The organism is Nocardia donostiensis (genome assembly GCF_002081715.1).
GTDB lineage: Bacteria > Actinomycetota > Actinomycetes > Mycobacteriales > Mycobacteriaceae > Nocardia > Nocardia donostiensis.
In genome coordinates, this window is sequence record NZ_MUKP01000011.1 from 25323 (window position 1) to 46852 (window position 21530).

Genomic DNA, 21530 nt, shown 5'->3' on the forward strand with positions numbered 1-21530 from the left:
GCCCGCGACTTCATCGCGGCGGGGTTTGCGGGCCCCTTGTGGCTGACAGCAAGGACACGGCGGCTCGATGGGATCCGGTCCAGCGGTCAAGCTCTTCCGCGGTGTTCGCGATACCAGCGGATCAGGGCGTCGGTGGACGAATCGGATTGCGACTCGGGGTCTTCGGTGGAGCTGAGCAGCGGCGCCAGTGCCAGGGCCTGCTGCTTACCGAGTTCAACGCCCCACTGGTCGAAGCTGTCGATTCCCCAGATCGTTCCCTCGACGAACACCTGATGCTCGTACAGGGCGATCAGCTGACCCAGCACCGAGGGGGTGAGCTGCGGCCCCAGAATGGTGGTGCTCGGGCGGTTACCCGGCATCACCTTGTGCGGCACCAGTTCCGGTGTGGTGCCTTCCGCAGCGATTTCGTCGGCGGTTTTGCCGAAGGCCAGCACTTTGGTTTGCGCGAACAGATTGCTCATCAGCAGGTCGTGCATGCTTCCGGTGCCGTCGCGGGTGGGTAGATCGTCGGTCGGCTGGGCGAATCCGATGAAATCGGCGGGGATGAGGCGCGTGCCCTGGTGCAGCAGCTGATAGAAGGCATGCTGGCCGTTGGTGCCCGGTTCGCCCCAGAAGATCTCCCCGGTCGACGTGCTCACCGGGGTGCCATCGGCGCGTACCGATTTGCCGTTGGACTCCATGGTCAGCTGTTGCAGATAGGCCGGGAACCGCGCCAGGTCATTGGCATACGGCAACACCGCTCGCGACTGCGCTCCGAAGAAATTCGAGTACCACACCCCGAGCAGGCCGAGCAGCACCGGCGCGTTCTGGTGCAGCGGCGCAGACGCGAAATGTTCGTCCATGATGTGCATTCCGGTCAGGAATTCGGTGAACCGCTCCGGGCCGATGGTGACCATCACCGAAAGACCGATCGCTGAATCCACCGAATAGCGGCCGCCGACCCAATCCCAGAAACCGAACATATGCGCGGTGTCGATACCGAATTCGGCGACCCGCTCGGCATTGGTGGACACGGCGACGAAATGCCGGGCGACGGCGTCTTCGCCGAGCGCCGCGACCAGCCAGCGCCGTGCCGCGGTGGCGTTGGTCAGGGTTTCCAGCGTCGAAAACGTTTTCGACGCCACGATGAACAGGGTGGATGCGGGGTCGAGGCCGTCGAGTTTCGCCACCAGATCCGCCGGGTCCACATTCGAGACGAACCTGGCGGCGATACCGGCGTCTGCGTAATGACGCAACGCCTGATGTACCATCACCGGCCCCAGATCCGATCCGCCGATACCGATGTTGACCACGGTTTCGATCCGCTGCCCTGTTGCGCCGCGCCAGCCACCGGAGCGCACCGCATCAGCGAACTCGCACATCCGCCGCAGCACCTCATGCACCTGTGCCCCCGCGTCCGCGCCGTCGATCCGCAGCGACTCGCCCGCGGGCAGCCGCAGCGCGATATGACCGACAGCGCGATCTTCGGAGGTGTTGATGTGCTCGCCGCGATACATCCGGTCCCGCGCAGCCGCCACCTCGGCCGTCTCCGCCAATTCGCCGAGCAGGCGTAAGGTTTCCCTGGTCACGCGGTGCTTGCTGTAGTCGATGTGCAACTCGCCCGCGGTGACCGTCAGTTCCCGGCCGCGCGCTGGATCCTCGGCGAACAGATCCCGTAGGGCACGGTCGCGGATCGTGCCGTAGTGGTCGTGCAGTTTCCGCCAGGCCGCCGATGCGGTGATGTCGCTGCTCACGTTCGCCGAGATTACAAGCAGCTATGCGAACCCGCACCGAGAACAGTTGGACGGTAGGAGGGAACCGGCGCGGATCCTGTTCTCCGCGTGGCCGACGGCATAGCCTGACCTCATGGTGTCCGAACGCGAACTACTCGAAACCGTACCGACCCAGCTGTGGATCGGCGGGCCAGTCGACGCCACCGGGGCGGGCACCTTCGCGGTGCACAATCCGGCGGACGGGCAGGTACTCGCCCAGGTCGCGGACGCGACCGCCGACGACGCGGTGCGCGCATTCGACGCGGCCGCAGCCGTCCAGACCGAATGGGCGGCTACGCCCGCCAGAGAGCGCGGCGAGATCCTGCGGGCGGTGTACCAGGAGGTCACCGAGCGCGCGGAGGAGTTCGCGCTGCTGATGACTTTGGAAATGGGCAAGGCGCTGCCGGAGAGCCGCGCCGAGGTGCGCTATGGCGCGGAGTTCTTCCGCTGGTTCAGTGAGGAAGCGGTGCGAGTGCACGGGCGTTACCTGCACGCACCATCGGGTACCGGGCGGATCATGGTGCACAAACAACCGGTCGGCCCGTGTCTGGCGATCACGCCCTGGAATTTCCCGCTGGCCATGGGCACGCGCAAGATCGGCCCGGCGCTGGCCGCGGGCTGCACCATGATCGTCAAACCTGCCTCGGCGACCCCGCTGACCATGCTGCTGCTGGCGAAACTGTGCAGCGAAGCGGGCCTGCCCGACGGGGTGCTCTCGGTGATCACCACGAGCCGTTCCAGCCAGGTCACCCAACCACTGCTCACCGATCCGCGGTTACGCAAACTGACCTTCACCGGCTCCACCGAGGTGGGCCGGAAACTGGTCGAACAGTCCGCGCACGGACTGCTGCGGACCTCGATGGAACTCGGCGGCAACGCCCCGTTCGTGGTGTTCGACGATGCCGATATCGACGCCGCCGTCGAGGGTGCGATCCTGGCGAAACTACGCAACGGCGGCGAGGCGTGCACCGCGGCCAACCGGTTCCATGTGCAGCGCGGCGTGCTCGACGAGTTCACTACCAAACTGGTCGCCGAGATGACGTCGCGGGTGAAACTCGGCCCGGGCGCCGACCCCGAGACCACGCTCGGTCCGCTGATCAACGAGAGCCAGCGCGATACCGTCGTCGAACTGGTCGACGATGCGGTCGGGGCAGGTGCCACGCTCCGGATCGGCGGCAAGGTCCCCGACGGGCCGGGCTGGTTCTACCCGGCCACCGTGCTCACCGATATCCCGGCCGAGGCGCGCATCCTGCGCGAAGAGGTGTTCGGGCCGGTCGCGCCGATCATCGGGTTCGATACCGAGGACGAGGGCCTGGCCGCGGCCAACGACACCGAGTTCGGCTTGGTCAGCTACGTATACACCCGCGATCTGGACCGGGCGCTGCGGATCGCCGAGGGGTTGCAGAGCGGGATGGTCGGGGTGAATCGCGGTGTCATCTCCGATCCGGCGGCGCCGTTCGGCGGGGTGAAGGCGTCCGGGTTCGGCCGCGAGGGCGGTACCGAGGGCATCGAGGAGTACCTGTCCACGAAGTACATCGCCCTGACCTGACGGCCGGCTGACAAGCGCCCGGAACGAGACGACCGCCCCGAGGGAAAGACACCCGGGGCGGTCATGGGAAGGCGGCAATCCTACGATCGCCGCGACGGTATCCGAAAGCTGAAGAGAATGAGCCTGCTCAGTGCCCGAGCCTGCCGCGGCCGAGGCGCAGCAACAGCATCGCGAGCGTATGGCCCTCCTGGCCCAGCTCGCTGAACCGCTCCAGCACCTTCATCTCACGACTGTGCACCAGACGCGGCCCGCCAGAGGCCATCCGAGTCCGCCCGATAATCCGTGAAATCTCGGTACGGCGCTTGATCGCGGCGAGGATCTCTGCATCGAGCTGGTCGATCTCCTTGCGAAGTTTCTCGATCTCGGCTTCGGTATGCGGCAGTGCCGAATCAGACCCGGTGGTCGTGGCAGGGGTGCTCATATTCATCTCCTCGTGTCAGAACGTGGATCGGATGCGGGCCTATGCTCGTTACCGATCAGTTCTTTCACCCGTGAAACAGACCCAGCGGGTCTTGCATTGCATTGGCCCCCCCAGCATCTCCCCAGATGGGAGGCTAAGGTGCGAGGTCCGCGATCCCAGTTGCCCGATAGGTGCCCGAAACGGGCGTTTCGCGGGAGGGCCGACCATTCCGCCAGTCTGCCACGGCCGATAAGGTATGCAAAACGCTTACGCTGGCGGATCTGCTGCGACCACATTTCCGATGGTACGCGGCTTCGACCAGCCCCTGCCCACCCTCTCTTCGCTCCCGTGACGACGAACTGTCGCCCGCCGGACCGGGGGGTTCAACCTGTCGGCGACCGCCGGTAGCGTGGACAGGCGATGGACACCACCGTGGCTTCCGAGATGCAGGCCGGTCCCCGCCCCGAGCCCGAACCGCGCCGCGCCGACGCGCCTGCAGACGCGCTTACGACGGCCGAATACCCGCAGGGCGGGCTACGCGAACAGCAGCGACGGATACAGGCCGAACGACAGCAGCGCCGCGCCGACGCCGAGCAACGTCGTGCAGCGGAAACCGAGCGGCTGCTCGACGGACTCAACCCGCAGCAGCGCGCGGCCGTCGTGCACACCGGATCGCCCCTGCTGATCGTCGCGGGGGCGGGTTCGGGCAAAACCGCGGTGCTGACCCGCCGGATCGCCTACCTGCTCGCTGCGCGCGGAGCCATGCCCGGCCAGATCCTCGCCATCACCTTCACCAACAAAGCCGCAGCCGAAATGCGGGAACGCGTGATCGGCCTGGTCGGCCCGCGCGCGCAGAACATGTGGGTGTCGACGTTCCACTCCAGCTGCGTGCGCATCCTGCGCACCCAGTCGGCGCTGGTACCCGGGTTGAACTCGAACTTCTCCATCTACGATGCCGACGATTCCCGCCGCCTGCTCACCATGATCAGCCGGGATATGGAGATCGATACCAAAAAGTACTCCGCGCGGCTGCTCGCCACCGCCATCTCCAACCTGAAGAACGAGCTCATCGACCCGGAGCAGGCGGCAGCCGACGCCGAATCCGCCGACGCCGAACTGCCCGGGCTCGTGGCCCGCGTCTACGGCGAATACCAGCGGCGGCTGCGCGCGGCCAACGCGCTGGATTTCGATGATCTGATCGGTGAAACGGTGGCACTGCTGCAGCAGCACCCGCAGGTGGCCGAGTACTACCGCCGTCGCTTCCGGCATGTGCTTGTCGACGAATACCAGGACACCAACCACGCCCAGTACGTCCTGGTCCGCGAGCTGGTCGGCCACAGCCACGCCGGAGTCGCTGCCGCAGACACTGCGGAGCCGCCGGTCGAGCCGAGCGAACTGTGCGTGGTCGGCGACGCGGACCAGTCCATCTACGCCTTCCGCGGCGCGACCATCCGCAATATCGAGGAATTCGAACGCGACTTCCCCGACGCCGAGACCATCCTGCTGGAACAGAATTACCGCTCCACCCAGCACATTCTGTCCGCCGCAAACGCGGTGATCGCCCGCAACTCCAACCGCAGGGACAAGCGGCTGTGGACCGACGCAGGCGAAGGCGAGCTGATCACCGGCTACGTCGCCGATAACGAACACGACGAGGCCGCGTTCGTGGCGCGGGAAATAGACCGGCTGGTCGACGCGGGTGCGGCCGCCTACAGCGATGTCGCGGTGTTCTACCGCACCAACAACAATTCGCGGGCGCTGGAGGAGATCTTCATCCGTATGGGCCTGCCCTACAAGGTGGTCGGCGGCGTCCGCTTCTACGAACGCAAGGAAGTGCGCGATATTGTCGCCTACCTGCGGGTACTGGAGAACCCCGACGATACGGTGAGCCTGCGCCGCATCCTCAACACCCCGCGCCGCGGTATCGGCGACCGCGCCGAAGCATGTGTGGTGGTGCACGCCGAGCAGCGCGGGATCGGGTTCGCCGCGGCGCTGCGCGACGCCGCCGCAGGCAAGGTCGCACTGCTGAACACCAGGGCGCAGCGTGCCATCGCCGGCTTCCTCGAACTGCTGGAGCAGATTCGGGCGGCAGGGCAGACGACGGAAACCGACTTCCCCGATGTGGGCAATGTGGTGGAGGCGGTGCTGGAGCGCACCGGCTACCGCGCGGAACTGGAAGCCTCCGACGACCCGCAGGACGGCGCGCGCCTGGACAATCTGAACGAACTGGTCAGCGTGGCACGGGAGTTCAGTTCCGAATCCCGCAACAACGCCGAGGCCGCCCAGCAGGAAGGTATCGTGCTCGAGCCGGGTGAGGGCGAGCCGGAACCCGGTTCGCTCGCCGCTTTCCTGGAGCGAGTTTCCCTGGTCGCCGACACCGATCAGATACCAGAGGAGGGCTCCGGTGTGGTCACTCTGATGACCCTGCACACCGCGAAGGGGCTCGAATTCCCGGTTGTTTTCGTCACCGGTTGGGAGGACGGGCAATTCCCGCATATGCGCGCGCTGGGTGATCCGGCCGAACTGGCCGAAGAACGCCGGCTCGCCTATGTCGGGATCACCAGGGCCAGGCGCAGGCTCTACCTCACCCGCGCCGTGGTGCGATCGGGGTGGGGACAGCCGGTGTCGAACCCGGAGTCGCGATTCCTGCAGGAGATTCCCGGCCATCTGATCGATTGGAAACGGTTGGAGCCCAAGGGGCCCGCTGCCCCGTCCCGCGGGGGCCGGCGCCGCGACGACGGAGGTGAACAGGACTGGACTCGCGGCGAAAGCTGGGGCTCCGGTGATGTCACCGATCCGCGGCCTGGTATGCGTGGGCGGCGGCCTGCCCCGCGTGGCGTGTCCCGTAACAACGTGGATCTGGTGCTGGCGGTGGGCGATCGGGTCAGCGACGACAAATACGGCCTCGGCCGGGTTATCGCCACCGACGGTGCGGGCCCGATGGCCACGGTCACCATCGATTTCGGTACCGCGGGCAAGATCCGGCTCATCCCACAGTTCAGTCGCACCCTGGTGAAGCTCTGAGGCGTTCGGGTCTTTCGTCCCTACTATCGAGAACATCCCGCGCGGTAGGTTCTGATCATGAATTCGGTCGCGTGGCATCTGTTGTGGTTTTTCCCGATGCTCTGGCTCGGTATGGTCCTGGCCATTTCGTTCCTGGAGGCCCCGGTGAAGTTTCGGGCGCCCGGAGTGACAGTGGCGCTCGGGCTCGGGATAGGCAGGCTGGTGTTCCGTGCGCTGAATGCCGTCGAGGTGGTGCTGGCGGTCCTGCTGGTGCTGGCCGCGCTGGTGGCTGCGCCGTCGGGCGCTACCTGGATCTGGCTCGGTATCGCCGTGGTCGTTCTCGCCGTGCAGGTTGCGGTGGTGCGTCCGCCGCTGTCGCGGCGCTCGGACCGGGTGCTGGCCGGAGAGGATCTGCCGCGTTCGCACGCGCACTACTGGTATATCGGGTTGGAAGTGGTGAAGGTCGTCGTGTTGATCGGGCTGGCGATCGCCGCCGCGCCGTGAGCGCAACAGCTCGGTGAGAGCGCTCGCGCGGTACTGACGACAATGCCGGGCGACGCAGGTTGGTGCGTCGCCCGAGCGTACCTCCGCATTCGCACGGCTGTGCGGGAGACCGCCTTTCTACCGCTTTTGCTCTGGCCGTGCGGCCTGCGCTCCGGCTGGGCTCAGGTCCCGTTTTGCTCAGTCGCGCTGGACGCCCAGGCTGATGCCGCGGGTGGCGAGCCAAGGGACCGGGTCGATTTTGTCGACGCCGTTGAGCCAGACCTCGAAATGGACGTGGGGACCGGTGGAGAAGCCGCGATTGCCCATGGTGGCGATCTGATCGCCCGCCAGCACCTCCTGACCAGGGGATACGGTGGCGGTGTCGATATGGCCGTACACGGTGATGGTGCCGTCGGCGTGCAGCAGCCGCACCCACATGCCGAATCCGGCCGCAGGCCCGGCGTCGATCACGGTGCCGTCGGCGACGGCGTAGATCGGGGTGCCGATCGGTGCGGCGACATCGATGCCGAGATGCTGTACGCCCCAGCGGGCGCCGTAGCCGGAGGTGAAGTTGCCGCTGGCGAAGCGGGCGAACAACGGCCGCAGCTTCGCGGCTTCGGCGGCGGCGAGGTCTTCGGCGTACTTGGCGCCCTTTTCCAGGATGTCCTCGAACTGTTCGAGGTTCACCGGTGCGCCGACGTTCAGCACCTGGGGCGAATCGGTGGAGACGGCCGCGGGATCAGCGGTGCTGACCGATTGGGCGGCGATTTCGTGGATCTGCCCCGAAGCCTCGTAGTCGACAGCCTGCTGGTTCTGCTCGGGGGAGGCCAGGGCGCACTGCCCGGCAGCAACGAACGCGCCTGCGGCGACCGCGGCAACCGCGGCACGGCCTTTGAGTGCCGTGGGCGGGGCGGGTACGCGATGCGCACCACCGCCGTGGCGGGAGTGCCTGGCGGGAATGACGGTGGGGGCCGCGAGGCTTTCCGGTCGCGACGAGTCGTCCGTACCGCCGGCTGCGTCAGGGGCCTGGTACGGGGAATCGTCGTCCCGCCAGGAAGTGTCGTCGTTCCAGCTATCGCCTTCGGCCCAGGATCCGCCGCTTTCGGCCCAGGCGCCGCCACCTTCGGCCCACGCGCCGCTGTCGTCCCACGCGGCGCTCTTGGACCAGCTCTGTTCGGCCGTCCACCGGGTCTGGGTATCGCTCTGGGGCCAGCTGTTGGTCTTAGGCCAGACCTGGGTATCGGCCCAGGATCCGTTCGCGGCCCAGAAGTCGTTCGTTCCGGCGTGGGGGTCGGAAGCTGCACCGTCGACAGAGGTGGCCGGGTCGTTCGCGGTGGCTTCGGTGTGGCGGTTACCGAGACCGGAGCGGGTGGGCGCGAGGGTGGTGTGGTGGTTCATCCGGGGAACCGCATCGTGTTGGTGGCGTCTTGCCGGGTGCCGGTATGCGGCGCCGATGGACCGGATATGGAACGGCTCTGCGACCGCGGAGCGCTGTGCTGCCTCAAGCTTGCCGTCCTCCTACTCGCTGGGAACAACATCACCGGGATCAACAACGCTGTGATCGGGTTGTGACATCGACCGGAACGACGGTAACGAAACGATTGCGGCGCGGCAAGCGGTACCACGAGTCTCAAACGCTGTTGTGATATTGATCACTGTAACGTCCGGAATTTCTCACCTTCCGGGCGGGTGGCACAGTTGCGTCCTTACCGGGGTGGACAGTGGAGACGCTACCGCCGTTTCGCCTCCGGTTTCTCACCAGGTGACCTGTCAACAAGCTACTCGTCAGTAGTGTTGGCCAGCGGTTTTGACGTCCCGGCCGCAGTGCGGTGACCTGCGCCACTTAGGATGTATGTGCACGATCGGCCGTCCACGTGAGTGATTAAAGTCCGACCCGACCCGCTTCCGACGTCGGGCCGCCAATAAAGACGTTGTCATAGCAACGCAGACGAGACGGTGAGTACATGGATCTCTTCGAATATCAGGCGAAGGAGCTCTTCGTTAAGCACGGAGTGCCTTCGTCGGAGGGCCGCGTAACCGACAATGCCGAGGACGCCCGCGCGATCGCGCAGGAAATCGGCAAGCCGGTGATGATCAAGGCCCAGGTCAAAACCGGTGGCCGCGGTAAGGCCGGTGGCGTCAAGTACGCCGCGACCACAGAGGACGCGCACACCCACGCGCAGAACATCCTCGGCCTCGACATCAAAGGCCATATCGTCAAAAAACTCCTCGTTGCCGAAGCCAAGGACATCGCAGAGGAGTACTACATCTCCTTCCTGCTCGACCGCGCCAACCGCACCTACCTGGCCATGTGCTCGGTCGAGGGCGGCATGGAGATCGAAGAAGTCGCCGCCACCAAGCCGGAGCGACTGGCCAAGGTTCCCGTGGACGCCGTCAAGGGCGTCGATCTGGCGTTCGCCCGTTCCATCGCCGAGCAGGGCCATCTGCCCGCCGACGTGCTCGACGCCGCCGCGGTGACCATCCAGAAACTGTGGGAGGTCTTCGTCTCCGAGGACGCCACCCTGGTCGAGGTCAACCCGCTGGTGCGCACCCCGGACAACGAGATCCTGGCCCTCGACGGCAAGGTCACCCTGGACGAGAACGCCGATTTCCGCCACTCCGATCACGCAGCTTTCGCCGACAAAGAGGCCACCGACCCGCTCGAGCTGAAGGCCAAGGAGAACGACCTCAACTACGTCAAGCTCGACGGCGAGGTCGGCATCATCGGTAACGGCGCGGGACTGGTCATGTCCACCCTGGACGTCGTCGCCTACGCGGGCGAGGCACACGGCGGCGTGAAGCCCGCCAACTTCCTCGACATCGGCGGTGGCGCTTCGGCCGAGGTGATGGCCAACGGCCTGGACGTGATCCTGAACGACGCGCAGGTCAAGAGCGTGTTCGTGAACGTCTTCGGCGGTATCACCGCATGTGACGCCGTCGCAAACGGCATCGTCAAGGCGCTGGAGATCCTGGGCTCGGAGGCCAACAAACCGCTGGTGGTCCGACTCGACGGCAACCGGGTGGAAGAGGGTCGCAAGATCCTCGCCGACGCCGCGCACCCGCTGGTGACGCTGGCGCAGACAATGGACGAAGGCGCCGACAAGGCCGCCGAACTGGCAGCCGCCCGATAAGACGACCGCCGACTCTCAGGGCTCGCCCAGTTAGGACACAACAAACATGTCTATTTTCCTCAACTCCGACTCCAAGGTCATCGTCCAGGGCATCACCGGCGGCGAGGGCACCAAGCACACCGCCCTGATGCTCAAGGCGGGCACCCAGGTGGTCGGTGGTGTGAACGCGCGTAAAGCAGGCACCACCGTCGCACACACCGACAAAGACGGCAATGCGGTGGAACTGCCTGTTTTCGGTACCGTCGCCGAAGCGATGGAGAAGACCGGCGCCGACGTGTCGATCGCGTTCGTGCCGCCGAAGTTCGCCAAGGACGCGATCATCGAGGCCATCGACGCCGAGATTCCGCTGCTGGTGGTCATCACCGAGGGCATCCCGGTGCAGGACACCGCCTACGCGTGGGCCTACAACGTCGAGAAGGGCAACAAGACCCGGATCATCGGCCCCAACTGCCCCGGCATCATCACCCCCGGCGAAGCGCTGGCCGGCATCACCCCGGCCAACATCACCGGCAAGGGCCCGATCGGCCTGGTGTCCAAGTCCGGCACGCTGACCTACCAGATGATGTACGAGCTGCGTGATTTCGGCTTCTCCACCTCCATCGGCATCGGCGGCGACCCGGTCATCGGCACCACCCACATCGACGCCATCGAGGCGTTCGAGAAAGACCCCGAGACCAAACTGATCGTGATGATCGGCGAGATCGGCGGCGACGCCGAGGAGCGGGCCGCGGCCTACATCAAGGACAATGTCACCAAGCCGGTCGTCGGCTACGTGGCTGGTTTCACCGCCCCTGAGGGCAAGACGATGGGCCACGCAGGCGCCATCGTCTCCGGTTCGTCGGGCACCGCCCAGGCGAAGAAGGACGCGCTGGAGGCCGCTGGCGTCAAAGTCGGCAAGACGCCGTCGGAGACTGCCGCGCTTGCTCGCGAAATCTTGGAGCAGGCCAGCGTCACCGCCTGATCCGATATCCGTTCCCCATGACAGAGGCCGCCCGCTCAGCGCGCGGCCTCTGTCATGTCTGCAGCGCGCACCCGCACTATCCACAGCTGGCTGTTCGAGGATGACCTCGGGGCGTGGGTGCAGTAGCGTCAGACGTAATTCAGCCGTGAAAACACATGTATGACTCGATCTAGGAGACGACGACATGTCTTACCCGACCGGGGGTTCCGGGTACAACGCACCCGCGCCGACACCCTCCGTTCCGCCCAATCCGGGCCAGTCGGCGCCTGGTGGCGCCAGCGCAGGTGCGAGCACGTCGGGCCTAGGTAGTAAAGGGCTGCCCTTCTTCCTGACCATTGGGGTCGCGGCACTCGGTGTGCTCACCTTCCTGCTCGGCTTCCTGCCGTACGTCGGCAGCGATATGCCCGATGACGTGCCCTCTGAATACACCCAGGGCATCGATACTTCGGCGAACCTGTTCGAATTCTCGATCAGCATCGCGGCGCTCGTGCTGATCGCGGGCTTGCTCGCCGGTCTGTCGCTGCTGCCGAAACAGAACTGGACCGGCGCCTCGGCGGCAGTCGCTGCCGGCGCGTTCTTCGCGGTGCTCTTCCAGTTCATCACCCTCCCCGACGGTGCCAAGGCCGAAATCGGCCTGTGGATCGTGCTGCTGTTCAGCCTGATCCTGACGGGTCTCGCGGTGGCAGTCGTGCTGTTCGAAGGGGGCATCCTGAAGGCGCCCGCTCCGCGTCCGGCCGGTTCCCAGCAGGGGCCCGCCGGCGGTTACGGGCCGGGCCAGCAGCAGGGTTACGGCCAGCAGCCCTACGGCCAGGGCCAGCAGCAGTACGGTCAGCAGCAGGGTTACGGCCAGGGCCAGCAGCAGTACGGTCAGCAGCAGGGGTACGGCCAGCCGGGCCAGCCGCAGCAGGGGTACGGCCAGCCGCCGCAGCAGCCCTACGGTCAGCAGCAGCCCTACGGTCAGCAGCAGCCGCAGCAGGGGTACGGTGCGGCTCAGCAGGGCTCGCCGTACGGCCAGCAGCCGGGTGAGGCGGGGAACCCGCAGTTCGGTGCCGCCCAGCAGCCCTACGGCCAGCAGCCCTACGGCCAGGGCCAGCAGCCCCAACAGGGCGGCGATGCGGCCGACGCCACCAAGGCGTTCCGTCCCACCGAAGAAAACAAGTAAGTCGCTGCGGTGCTCCCGGCGTGCGGCGCGCCTGAACCGCCCGCGCCGGGAGAGCTGCAAATCTGAATTCCATGAGCGCCCCGCGTAACTCGCCCACCCGCCGGACCTCTGGGTTCCGCAGTCCGCCGGAACCATCTGACGAGGCGGGTTTTCTTTCTCTGACTCCCGAGCGCGCGCGGGTATTGCTCCTGGTCGCCACCAGGCCGGCAGCATTCGCGCTTGCCGCGATCGTCGCGGTGTTGCTGGTGACCTTGGCGACCGGGGGCAGCGGCCTTTCCGGCCTCAGCGGGGCGGTCGCGGCAAGCTGGCTCGCGCTGCACCAGGTTCCGCTGGTCATCGGCACAACAACGCTGGGCATCCTGCCCCTGCTGCCGACCGCGGTCCTGCTCTGGGCCGCGGCGCGGGAATCCGCGGCCGCCGTCGAGCCCGAACCGACCAGAGCCGACCTGGGCTGGCTCGCGGGCGCAGCGCTCGGCGGGCCGCTGCTGATCACCGCGGTCTGCCTGGCCGTCGTCGAAGACGCATCCGGCACCATCGCGCTGCAGCCGCCGAACCCGCTGCCGGCGTTCGGCTGGGTGCTTGTGCTACACCTGGCGGCCGCGGCCTGCGGTGTCGGTATCCGGTTGCGGCACCAGCTGTTGCCGTGGTTGCCGTATTGGGCTGTGGCAGCCGGTTATCTGGCCGGTCATACGCTGCGGCGGTTGCTCGGGTGCGCCGCAGCGATCACGATGCTGTCCTTCGTCGCGAACTGGTCCCGGATCGGCGACACCTACCAGCACGCAGGCAACTTCGCGGGTGTGCTCGGTCTGACCCTGCTCTCGCTGCTGTATCTGCCGAATGCGGTGATCGCGGCATCGAGCGTGCTGGTCGGCGCCGGGGTGCGATTCGGGGAGAGCTCGATCGACTTGTTCTCGGTGGTCGGCGGAGAAGTCCCGGCCGTCCCAGTGCTCGCGGCGGTACCGTCCGGCCCGGCATCCGGGTGGTGGCCGCTGCTGCTGCTGATTCCCGCAGCGGTGGGAGTGCTGGGCGGTATCGACGCCGCCCGGGTATCCGATGACCGGATCCGTGCGCCGTGGGCGCTGCTCGCATCGGCGGGGATGGTCACCGCGGTGGCATTGCTCGCCGCGGTGCTCGCAGGCGGGGAACTGGGCAGTTTCGGCCGCCTGAGTGTCGACCTGCCGGTACTGGTCGTGGTGACCTTCTCCTGGCTCGTCGTCGCAGGATATGCGGGGCTGGTGTTCGGCCGCTGGTACGTCGCACCATTCGGTACGCCCATCCCTGGATACGAGTATGTCTACGACGACTACGACGAGCACGCCCACGACGCGGACGACTACGACGATGCGGACCGCTACCACGATGCCGACGACTACTACGACGACGACCTGGAACACGACACCAACGACTACTACGACGCGTACGACCATCCCGACGACGACCACCTGGGCCACCGCGAGGAACGGAAGCAGGCCCGGCTACCCCGATACCGCGGCGAATACGGCCGCACCGGCGGACCGGCCGAGCAGGAGGCCATCGCCGAGCTGCCCGCCGCGGTGCGCTCATCCGGTAAACAGATAGCCGCTGTCGACCAGGACCCGATGATCACGATGGACGCCGAACTGATCGACGACGACCGGACCACTCGCGGTTCTGTCCGCCCCGCACCAGGCTCCCGACCGGAGGCAACAGCGGAAATCGTCGACGCCGAGGTGGTCGAGGCGGACCTGCCGGACAGTGACCCATTCGGCGGTCGTTAGGCTCTATATCCGGTGGTGTTGCCTTCCCGCCGCCGATCGTCCGAACCACAAGCAGGAGTAGAGCGCTGACCTCCCCGGCCCGATCCGACACGCCCCCGGCCACCGTTGTCGTGCTCGCCTCGGGCACTGGATCGCTGCTACGCGCCCTGATCGAAGCGGCCGCCGCCCCTGGGTACCCGGCACGGATCGTCGCCGTCGGAGTCGACCGGGACTGCGGCGCGACCGACCACGCCGACGCCGCGGATATCCCGCACTTCCGGATCGCGCTACCAGACTTCCCCGACCGCGCCGACTGGGACGCCGCCCTCACCGAAGCTGTCGCCGCATACCAGCCCGATCTGGTGGTTTCGGCCGGTTTCATGAAACTGCTCGGCCCCACGTTCCTGGACCGGTTCGGCGGCCGCATCATCAACACCCATCCCGCGCTGCTGCCCGCGTTCCCCGGCGCGCACGGGGTGCGCGATGCGCTCGACTACGGCGTGCGGGTCACCGGTTCGACGGTGCACCTGGTCGACGCGGGTATCGATACCGGCCCGATCCTGGCGCAGGAAGCGGTGCCGGTGCGGCCCGACGACGACGAGGCCACCCTGCACGAACGCATCAAAGTTGTGGAGCGACGGTTGCTGGCGGAGGTTGTCGCCGCCGTCGCCACGCGAGGCATTGTCTCCGATGGACGAAAGGCAGTTATCCCAGATGAGCGAGTTCTCCGGTGAGTGAACGCAAACCGATCCGCCGGGCGCTGGTGAGCGTCTACGACAAAACCGGGCTCGTCGAGCTCGCGACCGGTCTGCACACCGCAGGCGTGGAGTTGGTATCAACCGGTTCCACCGCGGGCCGGATCGCCGACGCTGGCATCCCGGTGACCAAGGTCGAAGACCTCACCGGTTTCCCGGAAACCCTGGATGGCCGGGTGAAGACCCTGCACCCGCGGGTGCACGCGGGTATCCTCGCCGACACCCGTAAACCCGAGCATCTCGAGCAGCTCACCGAACTGGGCGTCGCGGCATTCGAGCTGGTCGTGGTGAACCTGTACCCGTTCAGCCAAACCGTGGCCAGCGGCGCGACACCGGACGAATGCGTCGAACAAATCGATATCGGTGGTCCCTCGATGGTCCGCGCAGCCGCCAAAAACCACCCCTCGGTGGCCGTGGTCGTCGACACCGGCGACTACAACCGAGTGCTGGACGCAGTGCGCGGCGGCGGATTCACGCTGCCGGAACGGACCGCGCTGGCCGCGAAAGCGTTTCAGCACACCGCAAGTTACGACGTGGCGGTGGCGAGCTGGATGGCGAATACGCTCACGCCCGCCACGGAAAGCCAGACCGAGTTCCCGTCGTGGATCGGCGGAACCTGGGAGCGAGCCGCAGTGCTGCGCTACGGCGAAAACCCGCACCAGGCGGCGGCACTCTACACCGACGGAACCCGCAGCAACGGTCTGGCGCAAGCGCGGCAGCTCCACGGCAAGGAGATGTCGTACAACAACTACACCGATGCCGATGCGGCCTGGCGCGCCGCCTACGACCACGACGAGCCCGCCGTGGCCATCATCAAACACGCCAACCCATGCGGTATCGCCATCGGCACCGACATCGCAGAAGCACACCGCAAGGCACACGCATGCGATGCAGTGAGCGCATTCGGCGGTGTGATCGCAGCCAACCGTGAAGTCACCGTCGCAATGGCACAGCAGGTCGCCGAAATCTTCACCGAGGTGATCATCGCCCCGTCCTACGCCGACGGCGCAGTCGAGGTGCTGCAACGTAAAAAGAACGTGCGCATCCTGGTCGCCGAACCACCCGCCCTTGCCGGTGCCGAACTGCGCCCGATCAGTGGCGGAGTGCTTCTACAACAGCGAGACGTACTCGACGCCGAAGGCGACGACCCCGCCAACTGGACGCTGGCCACCGGTGAACCCGCCGACGAACAGACCCGCGCCGATCTGGCATTCGCCTGGCGAGCCTGTCGCGCCGTGAAATCGAACGCGATCCTGCTCGCACACGACGGCGCCTCCGTCGGCGTTGGAATGGGTCAAGTGAACCGGGTAGACGCAGTGCGGCTCGCGGTGCAACGCGCCGGCGACCGCGCGAAAGGCTCAGTCGCCGCCTCCGACGCCTACTTCCCGTTCCCGGACGGTCCACAACAACTCATCCAGGCCGGTGTCCGCGCCATCGTGCAACCCGGTGGTTCAGTCCGCGACCAAGAGACCATCGACGTGGCCCGTGAAGCCGGCGTCACGCTATACCTCACCGGCTCCCGCCACTTCGCACACTGAGATATTGGCCGCGACTTCGTCGCGGCGGGGTTTGCGGCCCCTGATGGCTCGCGTTTCAGCCCTCGCGACTTGCGCCTTCGGCGCATGCGCGAGGGTCGGACGTTCGTCCGCCCCGGCGCTCCCAGCGAGGGTCGGACGTTCGTCCGCCCGGCGCCCCTAGCTGCGAGGGCTGAAGCGCGAGCCGGGGCGCGAACCGGGCGGGGCCAATGTGGGGCCGTTGCCGTGGGGCTCGAGCTGTCGACTTCACAAACGCGAGTCCGGAACGGGGCGCACAGCCCGGCGCTGGAGATGCGGAAATCGACCGAGCGGCCGAACTCAACCGAGCACTTCGCGGTCGCCGAGCGGTGCGTCCAAGGGGATTTCCAGAGTGCCGAGAACCGCCATCATCACGCACATCTTTCCGACGGCGTCGGCGCGGGTGCCGCCGCGCAGTTCCACGGTGACGGCGGTGTCCGTCTCGGTAAGGGTGTAATCCACGCCGTAGCATTCGGGGACGCCCGTTTCGAAGTGGACGGCGATCCGGTCCTCGCCCATACGGGTCCATGAGGTGATCGGGATCGGATGGGCGTCGACGATGGTCGGGTCGGCGGTGAACAACCGACCGGGCTGGGCGTTCGAATCTTCGGGGGGTGTGCTCGGCGCTGTTGTGCTGGTGGTCACCGTTGTGATGGTGCTGGTTTCGGCTCCGGGATCGGTTTCGGAGCCGCCGCAGCCTGCGACGACGACCGCGGTCAAGACGATGAGTGCTCCGGTACGCCCTCGCGATACAAGCATGGCTACAACCTTATGCCGTGCACCCAGTGAGGCAGCCCAACTTGTTCTTCCCGGGCTCCCACCTGTTGGCCCACACACCCCCACCCGGCTCACGGGCCCGCCTAACGTTCCCCAACAGCTCAGCTCACCGAATGTGCGGCCCGGGCAGCGTTTCGTTTCTGGCATCGCGTGAGCCGAAGCCCGGGGGTCGGTCTTGAACCCATCCGACCTTCCCTACTCACCCAGCCCCGCCCGGCTTGCATCCTGGCTCTTGTTTCAGCTTCGGCAGTGCATGTGCGGTAGTTCCCTAGGGATAGTTTTGAATCAGCCGCTCTTGTCCGCACCTCATTCGACCCCCTCCGGTTTGCGGCCCGGCTCGCGTTTCAGCCCTCGCAGCGCACGCGCCGAAGGCGCAAGTCGCGAGGGCTGAAACGCGAGCCACAAGGGAGCCGCAAACCCGTCGCGCCGGAGGCGCGACCATAGATACAGCTCAGCGGCTGGTGAATGGGAGCAGGGCCATTTCGCGCGCGTTCTTGACGGCGACGGCGACCTGCCGTTGCTGTTGCGGGGTCAGGCCGGTGACTCGCCTGCTGCGGATTTTGCCGCGGTCGGAGATGAATGTGCGCAGCAGGTTCACGTCCTTGTAGTCGACCGTCTCGATGCCCGCTGCGATGAGCGGGTTTTTCTTGGGCCGCCGGGCCTGTTCGGCGCGGGCCTTCTTGGACGGTGCTCGCTTGACTGCCATGTGGCGTTCCTTACCGACGAGATCAGTTGTGGTTACCAACTCGATTTGTGCACACCGGGCAACTCTCCCCGGTGCGCCATCTCGCGTACGCGGACGCGAGATAGACCGAACTTCCGGAGATGACCGCGCGGTCGTCCGTCAGCGGTGTCCCGGTTTCGTAATCGTACCGGACTGGCGTCTCGGGGCAGCCGCTGTAGGGCGGCGCGGGCGGCGTTGCGGTCGGCTTCGGGTGTGCTCGGTTTGCGGATCAGTTCTTTGAGTTCGGCGCGGCGTTCGGCGTAGCGCGCGACCATGGTTTTGCGGTGTTCGTTGCGTGCGATCTTGGATTTTTTGGCCATCAGCGCTCCTCCCTGAACTGGACGTGTTTGCGCACCACGGGGTCGTATTTGCGGAGCACCAGCCGGTCGGGGTCGTTTCGGCGGTTCTTGCGGGTGACGTAGGTGTAGCCGGTGCCCGCGGTGGATTTCAGTTTGATCACCGGTCGGATGTCGGTCGCTTTGGATGCCATCGTTGCCGCTCTCCTCAGATCTTGTCGCCGCGTGCCCGGATCCGCGCCACTACGGCTTCGATTCCGTCACGGTCGATGGTTTTGATGCCCTTGGCCGAGACCGTGAGCGTGATGCGCCTGCCTTCGCTGGGCAGGTAGTAGGTCTTGCGCTGGATGTTGGGGTCCCAGCGCCGGTTGGTCCGCTTATGCGAGTGCGAGACCGTTTTCCCGAAACCGGGTTTGCGGCCGGTGACTTGGCAGTGCGCCGACATGTGGGCTCCCTCCGGGTAGCTATAAAAGAAGATGACAATCGTTTTCGACAACGACAGCTGGAGACTGTACCGTGTGCGGCGAAGTAATTGAAAATCATTATCGAAAGGCATGCTGTGGATAACCCCGCCCCCGTCGCACCCGGCGCCGATCGCAGGACGCCGGTAGTGGTGGTCGCCGGTACGTTCGGTCCCGCCGCCGCGAGGGTGGACCAGGTGGCCACCGCGCTGGGCGCTGCTGCCGGAACCGTTGTCGTAGGTCACGATCTAGGGGAACTGCGAGAGGGCATTGTGCAGCGGACGGTGCGTGACCGCGACCGCGAGCAACGCTCGGTGCTCGAGCTCGCGCACGGTTGCGTCTCGTGCACACTGCGCGCTGATCTGCTGCCGTTGTTGTGCACGCTGGCCGCCCGTGATTCGGTGCGGCGGATCGTGCTCGCCCTGGACCCGGCATTCGAGGCCGAGGAGGTGTGCCGGGCCATCGACGAGTTCGTGGTGGCAGGTATGGTCGGCCGGGTCGACGGTCCCGCCGCGCGTGATGTTCGGGTCGAAGCGGTGCTGACCTGTCTGGACGCGCCGAGCTGGCTGTCCGACGCCACCGGCGAGGAAACCCTGGCCGAACGCGGTCGGGCCACCGCCGACGATGACCGGACGGTCGCGCAGCTGGCGGTGGGTCAGGTCGACTTCGCCGACGCGCTGGTGCTTTTCGGCACCGCGACCATGGGCCCGCTGGAGAATCAGCGGCTCGGCGCGGTGCTGAAGCGTCTGGTGCCTGCGGCGCCGGTGCTGCGCGCTGATTCCGGTATGGTCACCGCCACCAGGGTCGAAGAACTGCTCGCGGCGATACCTGATGATTCCAGGCGCGGAGAGATTTTCGATGCGCATGCACCGCTGCTGCGTGACAGTCCCCCGCTGGTTGCCGAATACGGTGTCGCGCTCATCGAATTCGCGGCGGCCCGCCCGTTCCATCCTGTGCGGTTGCACGAGGCGCTTGATGTGCTGTTCGAGGGAGTGGTGACCGCGCGCGGGCGGCTCTGGCTGGCCACTCAACCGGAGGAAGTGGTGTGGTTGGAATCGGCGGGCGGCGGGTTGCGGGTCGGCGGCGCGGGCCGATGGCTGGCTGCGATGGAGCCGGGCGAACGCGAGAAAGCCGACCCGGATCGGCTCGCGCTGGCGGCATTGCGCTGGGACGACCGTTTCGGCGACCGGGACGTGTCACTGGTGATCCTGGTCCACGATGCCGATCCAGAGGAGATCCGGCGGGCCCTGCACTGGGCGCTGGTCGACGACGCCGAACTGCGGTTGGTCGAGCGGTCCCCGGAGCGGGTGGCGCGCTGGACAGACCCGTTCGGTGAATGGCACGCCGACCTATGCGAATCGGCTGAAACGGCGGCGACGCCGCCGAGTGGTGAATCGGGCGACCATGCCTGGAAGGAGAGGTAATGAAAGCGGATATACATCCGGACTACCATCCGGTGGTTTTCGAGGACGCGAGCACCGGCAAAAAGTTCTTGACCAGGTCGACCGCGACCGCGGAGCGGACTGTGCGGTGGCATGACGGCAATACCTACCCGCTGTTGGTGGTTGATGTGACCGCGGATTCGCATCCGTTCTGGACCGGAGCCAACCGGGTGCTCGACACCCAGGGCCGGGTGGAGAAATTCGAGCGCAAGTACGGCAAGCGCACGGCCGTCGTGCGATCGGGTAAGGGGCAGAGCTGATATGGCGGTGCCCAAGAGGAAGATGTCACGGTCGAATACCCGTAGCCGCCGGTCGAATTGGCGGGCTACGCCGCCTGATCTGGTGCCGGTTACGGTCGCGGGCACGGTGTATCAGGTGCCGCGCCGCCTGGCGCAAGCGGTGCGGCGCGGTCTGATCGATGTGGAACGGCTCTGACGAAAAGCATGTGGACGCACCCTGTGCGCATGACGCTGCGGGTTCGGCATGTGCTGTGCGGGGCGGGTAGTCGCGGGGGAGGCGTTGAGGCTGCCTGCGACAGCGGGTATCTGGCTCGTCATGGCACTGTTCGTGCCGATCGGCGTAGTCTGCCAGCCCCCTTGACGCGAATTCCCAGGGGGCGAACAGGTTTGGGAGCCGCTCCCGCAGCGGCATCTTTCAAGTCAGTGGCAACTTTTCAGCTATCGAAAGTTGGGGAACTTACCGTGTGATGGGCTGAATCAAAGATTGCGGAATGTTTGCCAACTTCTGAATTGCTGACTGCGAGTTTGTTTTTCGGCACAGTAAAAGACCTGCTGAACTGATGATTTTCCCCAGCCGAGGTTGTAGCCTCATGTGCGAGGGCGGGTTCTCCCGGTCCTGGGAGAACCCGCTCATCGCCAATCTCCGGCCCTCGCCGAAACATTCACCCCGAGCGGTTCCTGCACTTCCCGGCAGTTGAGCGGGTGACAGCCCATCCACCCAGCCGGGTCTCCTGCATCAGCCAAGCAACCTCACTCGCAGAACAGCCCGCGGAACGATCACACCCCGCCCCCGAGCGGCTTATCGCCCGTCCTGGCAGCACAGTCCGGGCATGCCGACGGCAATGACTGCCCGGACACAGGCTCCAACCGACGCAAAACCGCCACCAGCACCGCCACCGGCAACGCGAGCAGCGACAGCGGCCACGGCAACTCCACCTCACCCAGCCGCTCCACCCGCGCGGCCAGATCCGCCACCGTCGCCTCCAGCTCGCTGATCTCCGTGCGCAACTCGCCGATCTGCGCGCGCAACTCCACCAGCTGCGCCCACACCTCACGCAGCATCTGCTCCTGCTCCGGAGTCACGGCCAATCCCCCTCCCGGGTAGTT

General features: G+C 66.4%; 21 protein-coding genes. 12 read left to right on the plus strand and 9 right to left on the minus strand.

Annotated elements, in window-relative coordinates:
• Positions 1-86: 86 nt before the first annotated feature.
• The gene (gene pgi, locus B0T44_RS09550; RefSeq protein ID WP_077116949.1) at positions 87-1733 is read right to left on the minus strand and encodes a glucose-6-phosphate isomerase; all 1647 of its coding nucleotides are present in this window, start codon (positions 1731-1733) and stop codon (positions 87-89) included.
• A gap of 112 nt (positions 1734-1845) precedes the next feature.
• On the opposite strand from pgi, the gene B0T44_RS09555 reads away from it, so the two are divergent.
• The gene (locus tag B0T44_RS09555; protein ID WP_077116947.1) at positions 1846-3300 is read left to right on the plus strand and encodes an NAD-dependent succinate-semialdehyde dehydrogenase; all 1455 of its coding nucleotides are present in this window, start codon (positions 1846-1848) and stop codon (positions 3298-3300) included.
• A gap of 127 nt (positions 3301-3427) precedes the next feature.
• Here B0T44_RS09555 and B0T44_RS09560 read toward each other — a convergent pair whose 3' ends face one another.
• The gene (locus tag B0T44_RS09560; protein ID WP_077116945.1) at positions 3428-3727 is read right to left on the minus strand and encodes a chorismate mutase; all 300 of its coding nucleotides are present in this window, start codon (positions 3725-3727) and stop codon (positions 3428-3430) included.
• 393 nt (positions 3728-4120) lie between these two features.
• On the opposite strand from B0T44_RS09560, the gene pcrA reads away from it, so the two are divergent.
• Both pcrA and B0T44_RS09570 read left to right on the plus strand, forming a co-directional pair.
• A complete protein-coding gene (pcrA, locus tag B0T44_RS09565; protein ID WP_245839658.1) occupies positions 4121-6724 on the plus strand; it encodes a DNA helicase PcrA in 2604 nt (867 codons plus the stop codon).
• A gap of 57 nt (positions 6725-6781) precedes the next feature.
• Positions 6782-7207 (plus strand): hypothetical protein, encoded by a 426-nt coding sequence (locus B0T44_RS09570; protein ID WP_077116942.1) that lies wholly within the window; start codon positions 6782-6784, stop codon positions 7205-7207.
• A gap of 177 nt (positions 7208-7384) precedes the next feature.
• Here the strand turns inward: B0T44_RS09570 and B0T44_RS09575 are convergent, their stop codons facing one another.
• A complete protein-coding gene (locus tag B0T44_RS09575; RefSeq protein WP_077116940.1) occupies positions 7385-8584 on the minus strand; it encodes a M23 family metallopeptidase in 1200 nt (399 codons plus the stop codon).
• 566 nt (positions 8585-9150) lie between these two features.
• On the opposite strand from B0T44_RS09575, the gene sucC reads away from it, so the two are divergent.
• The 6 genes from sucC (at position 9151) to purH (ending at position 16469) form a co-directional block, all read left to right on the plus strand.
• Positions 9151-10317: an ADP-forming succinate--CoA ligase subunit beta gene (gene sucC, locus B0T44_RS09585; RefSeq protein ID WP_077116939.1), complete on the plus strand. Its 1167-nt coding sequence runs from the start codon at positions 9151-9153 to the stop codon at positions 10315-10317.
• Positions 10318-10363: 46 nt separating this feature from the next.
• Entirely contained in the window at positions 10364-11278 is a 915-nt protein-coding gene (sucD, locus tag B0T44_RS09590) for a succinate--CoA ligase subunit alpha (protein ID WP_077116938.1), read from the plus strand.
• Between the two features lie 184 nt (positions 11279-11462).
• A complete protein-coding gene (locus B0T44_RS09595) occupies positions 11463-12440 on the plus strand; it encodes a DUF5336 domain-containing protein (protein ID WP_077116937.1) in 978 nt (325 codons plus the stop codon).
• Between the two features lie 71 nt (positions 12441-12511).
• A complete protein-coding gene (locus tag B0T44_RS09600) occupies positions 12512-14197 on the plus strand; it encodes a cell division protein PerM (protein ID WP_139347816.1) in 1686 nt (561 codons plus the stop codon).
• Positions 14198-14262: 65 nt separating this feature from the next.
• Complete coding sequence (gene purN / locus B0T44_RS09605; RefSeq protein ID WP_077116935.1) at positions 14263-14910, plus strand: phosphoribosylglycinamide formyltransferase; 648 nt, start codon at positions 14263-14265, stop codon at positions 14908-14910.
• Positions 14907-16469, plus strand: coding sequence for a bifunctional phosphoribosylaminoimidazolecarboxamide formyltransferase/IMP cyclohydrolase (gene purH, locus B0T44_RS09610; protein ID WP_077116934.1), 1563 nt, complete (start codon positions 14907-14909; stop codon positions 16467-16469). The genes purN and purH overlap by 4 nt, the downstream gene beginning before the upstream one ends.
• A 315-nt stretch (positions 16470-16784) precedes the next feature.
• Here the strand turns inward: purH and B0T44_RS09615 are convergent, their stop codons facing one another.
• From B0T44_RS09615 to rpmB, 5 genes are all read right to left on the minus strand, one after another.
• A complete protein-coding gene (locus B0T44_RS09615) occupies positions 16785-17243 on the minus strand; it encodes a hypothetical protein (protein WP_077116933.1) in 459 nt (152 codons plus the stop codon).
• A gap of 469 nt (positions 17244-17712) precedes the next feature.
• Positions 17713-17967, minus strand: coding sequence for a 30S ribosomal protein S18 (gene rpsR, locus B0T44_RS09620; RefSeq protein ID WP_043657579.1), 255 nt, complete (start codon positions 17965-17967; stop codon positions 17713-17715).
• A gap of 32 nt (positions 17968-17999) precedes the next feature.
• Entirely contained in the window at positions 18000-18305 is a 306-nt protein-coding gene (rpsN, locus tag B0T44_RS09625) for a 30S ribosomal protein S14 (protein WP_077116932.1), read from the minus strand.
• Complete coding sequence (gene rpmG / locus B0T44_RS09630) at positions 18305-18475, minus strand: 50S ribosomal protein L33 (RefSeq protein WP_077116931.1); 171 nt, start codon at positions 18473-18475, stop codon at positions 18305-18307. The genes rpsN and rpmG overlap by 1 nt, the downstream gene beginning before the upstream one ends.
• A gap of 14 nt (positions 18476-18489) precedes the next feature.
• Positions 18490-18726, minus strand: a complete 237-nt coding sequence (gene rpmB / locus B0T44_RS09635) for a 50S ribosomal protein L28 (RefSeq protein ID WP_077116930.1) — start codon at positions 18724-18726, stop codon at positions 18490-18492.
• A gap of 114 nt (positions 18727-18840) precedes the next feature.
• Here rpmB and mrf point away from each other — a divergent pair, with 114 nt between their 5' ends.
• From mrf to rpmF, 3 genes are read left to right on the plus strand one after another with little or no spacing between them, the layout of a single operon-like run.
• Positions 18841-20166 (plus strand): ribosome hibernation factor-recruiting GTPase MRF, encoded by a 1326-nt coding sequence (gene mrf, locus B0T44_RS09640; protein ID WP_077116929.1) that lies wholly within the window; start codon positions 18841-18843, stop codon positions 20164-20166.
• On the plus strand, positions 20166-20444 hold the full coding sequence (locus B0T44_RS09645) for a type B 50S ribosomal protein L31 (RefSeq protein WP_077116928.1): 279 nt from the start codon (positions 20166-20168) through the stop codon (positions 20442-20444). The genes mrf and B0T44_RS09645 overlap by 1 nt, the downstream gene beginning before the upstream one ends.
• A gap of 1 nt (position 20445) precedes the next feature.
• Positions 20446-20619: a 50S ribosomal protein L32 gene (rpmF, locus tag B0T44_RS09650; protein WP_077116927.1), complete on the plus strand. Its 174-nt coding sequence runs from the start codon at positions 20446-20448 to the stop codon at positions 20617-20619.
• Positions 20620-21200: 581 nt separating this feature from the next.
• Here the strand turns inward: rpmF and B0T44_RS09655 are convergent.
• Positions 21201-21506 (minus strand): hypothetical protein, encoded by a 306-nt coding sequence (locus B0T44_RS09655; RefSeq protein ID WP_081511854.1) that lies wholly within the window; start codon positions 21504-21506, stop codon positions 21201-21203.
• Between the last annotated feature and the right edge of the window lie 24 nt (positions 21507-21530).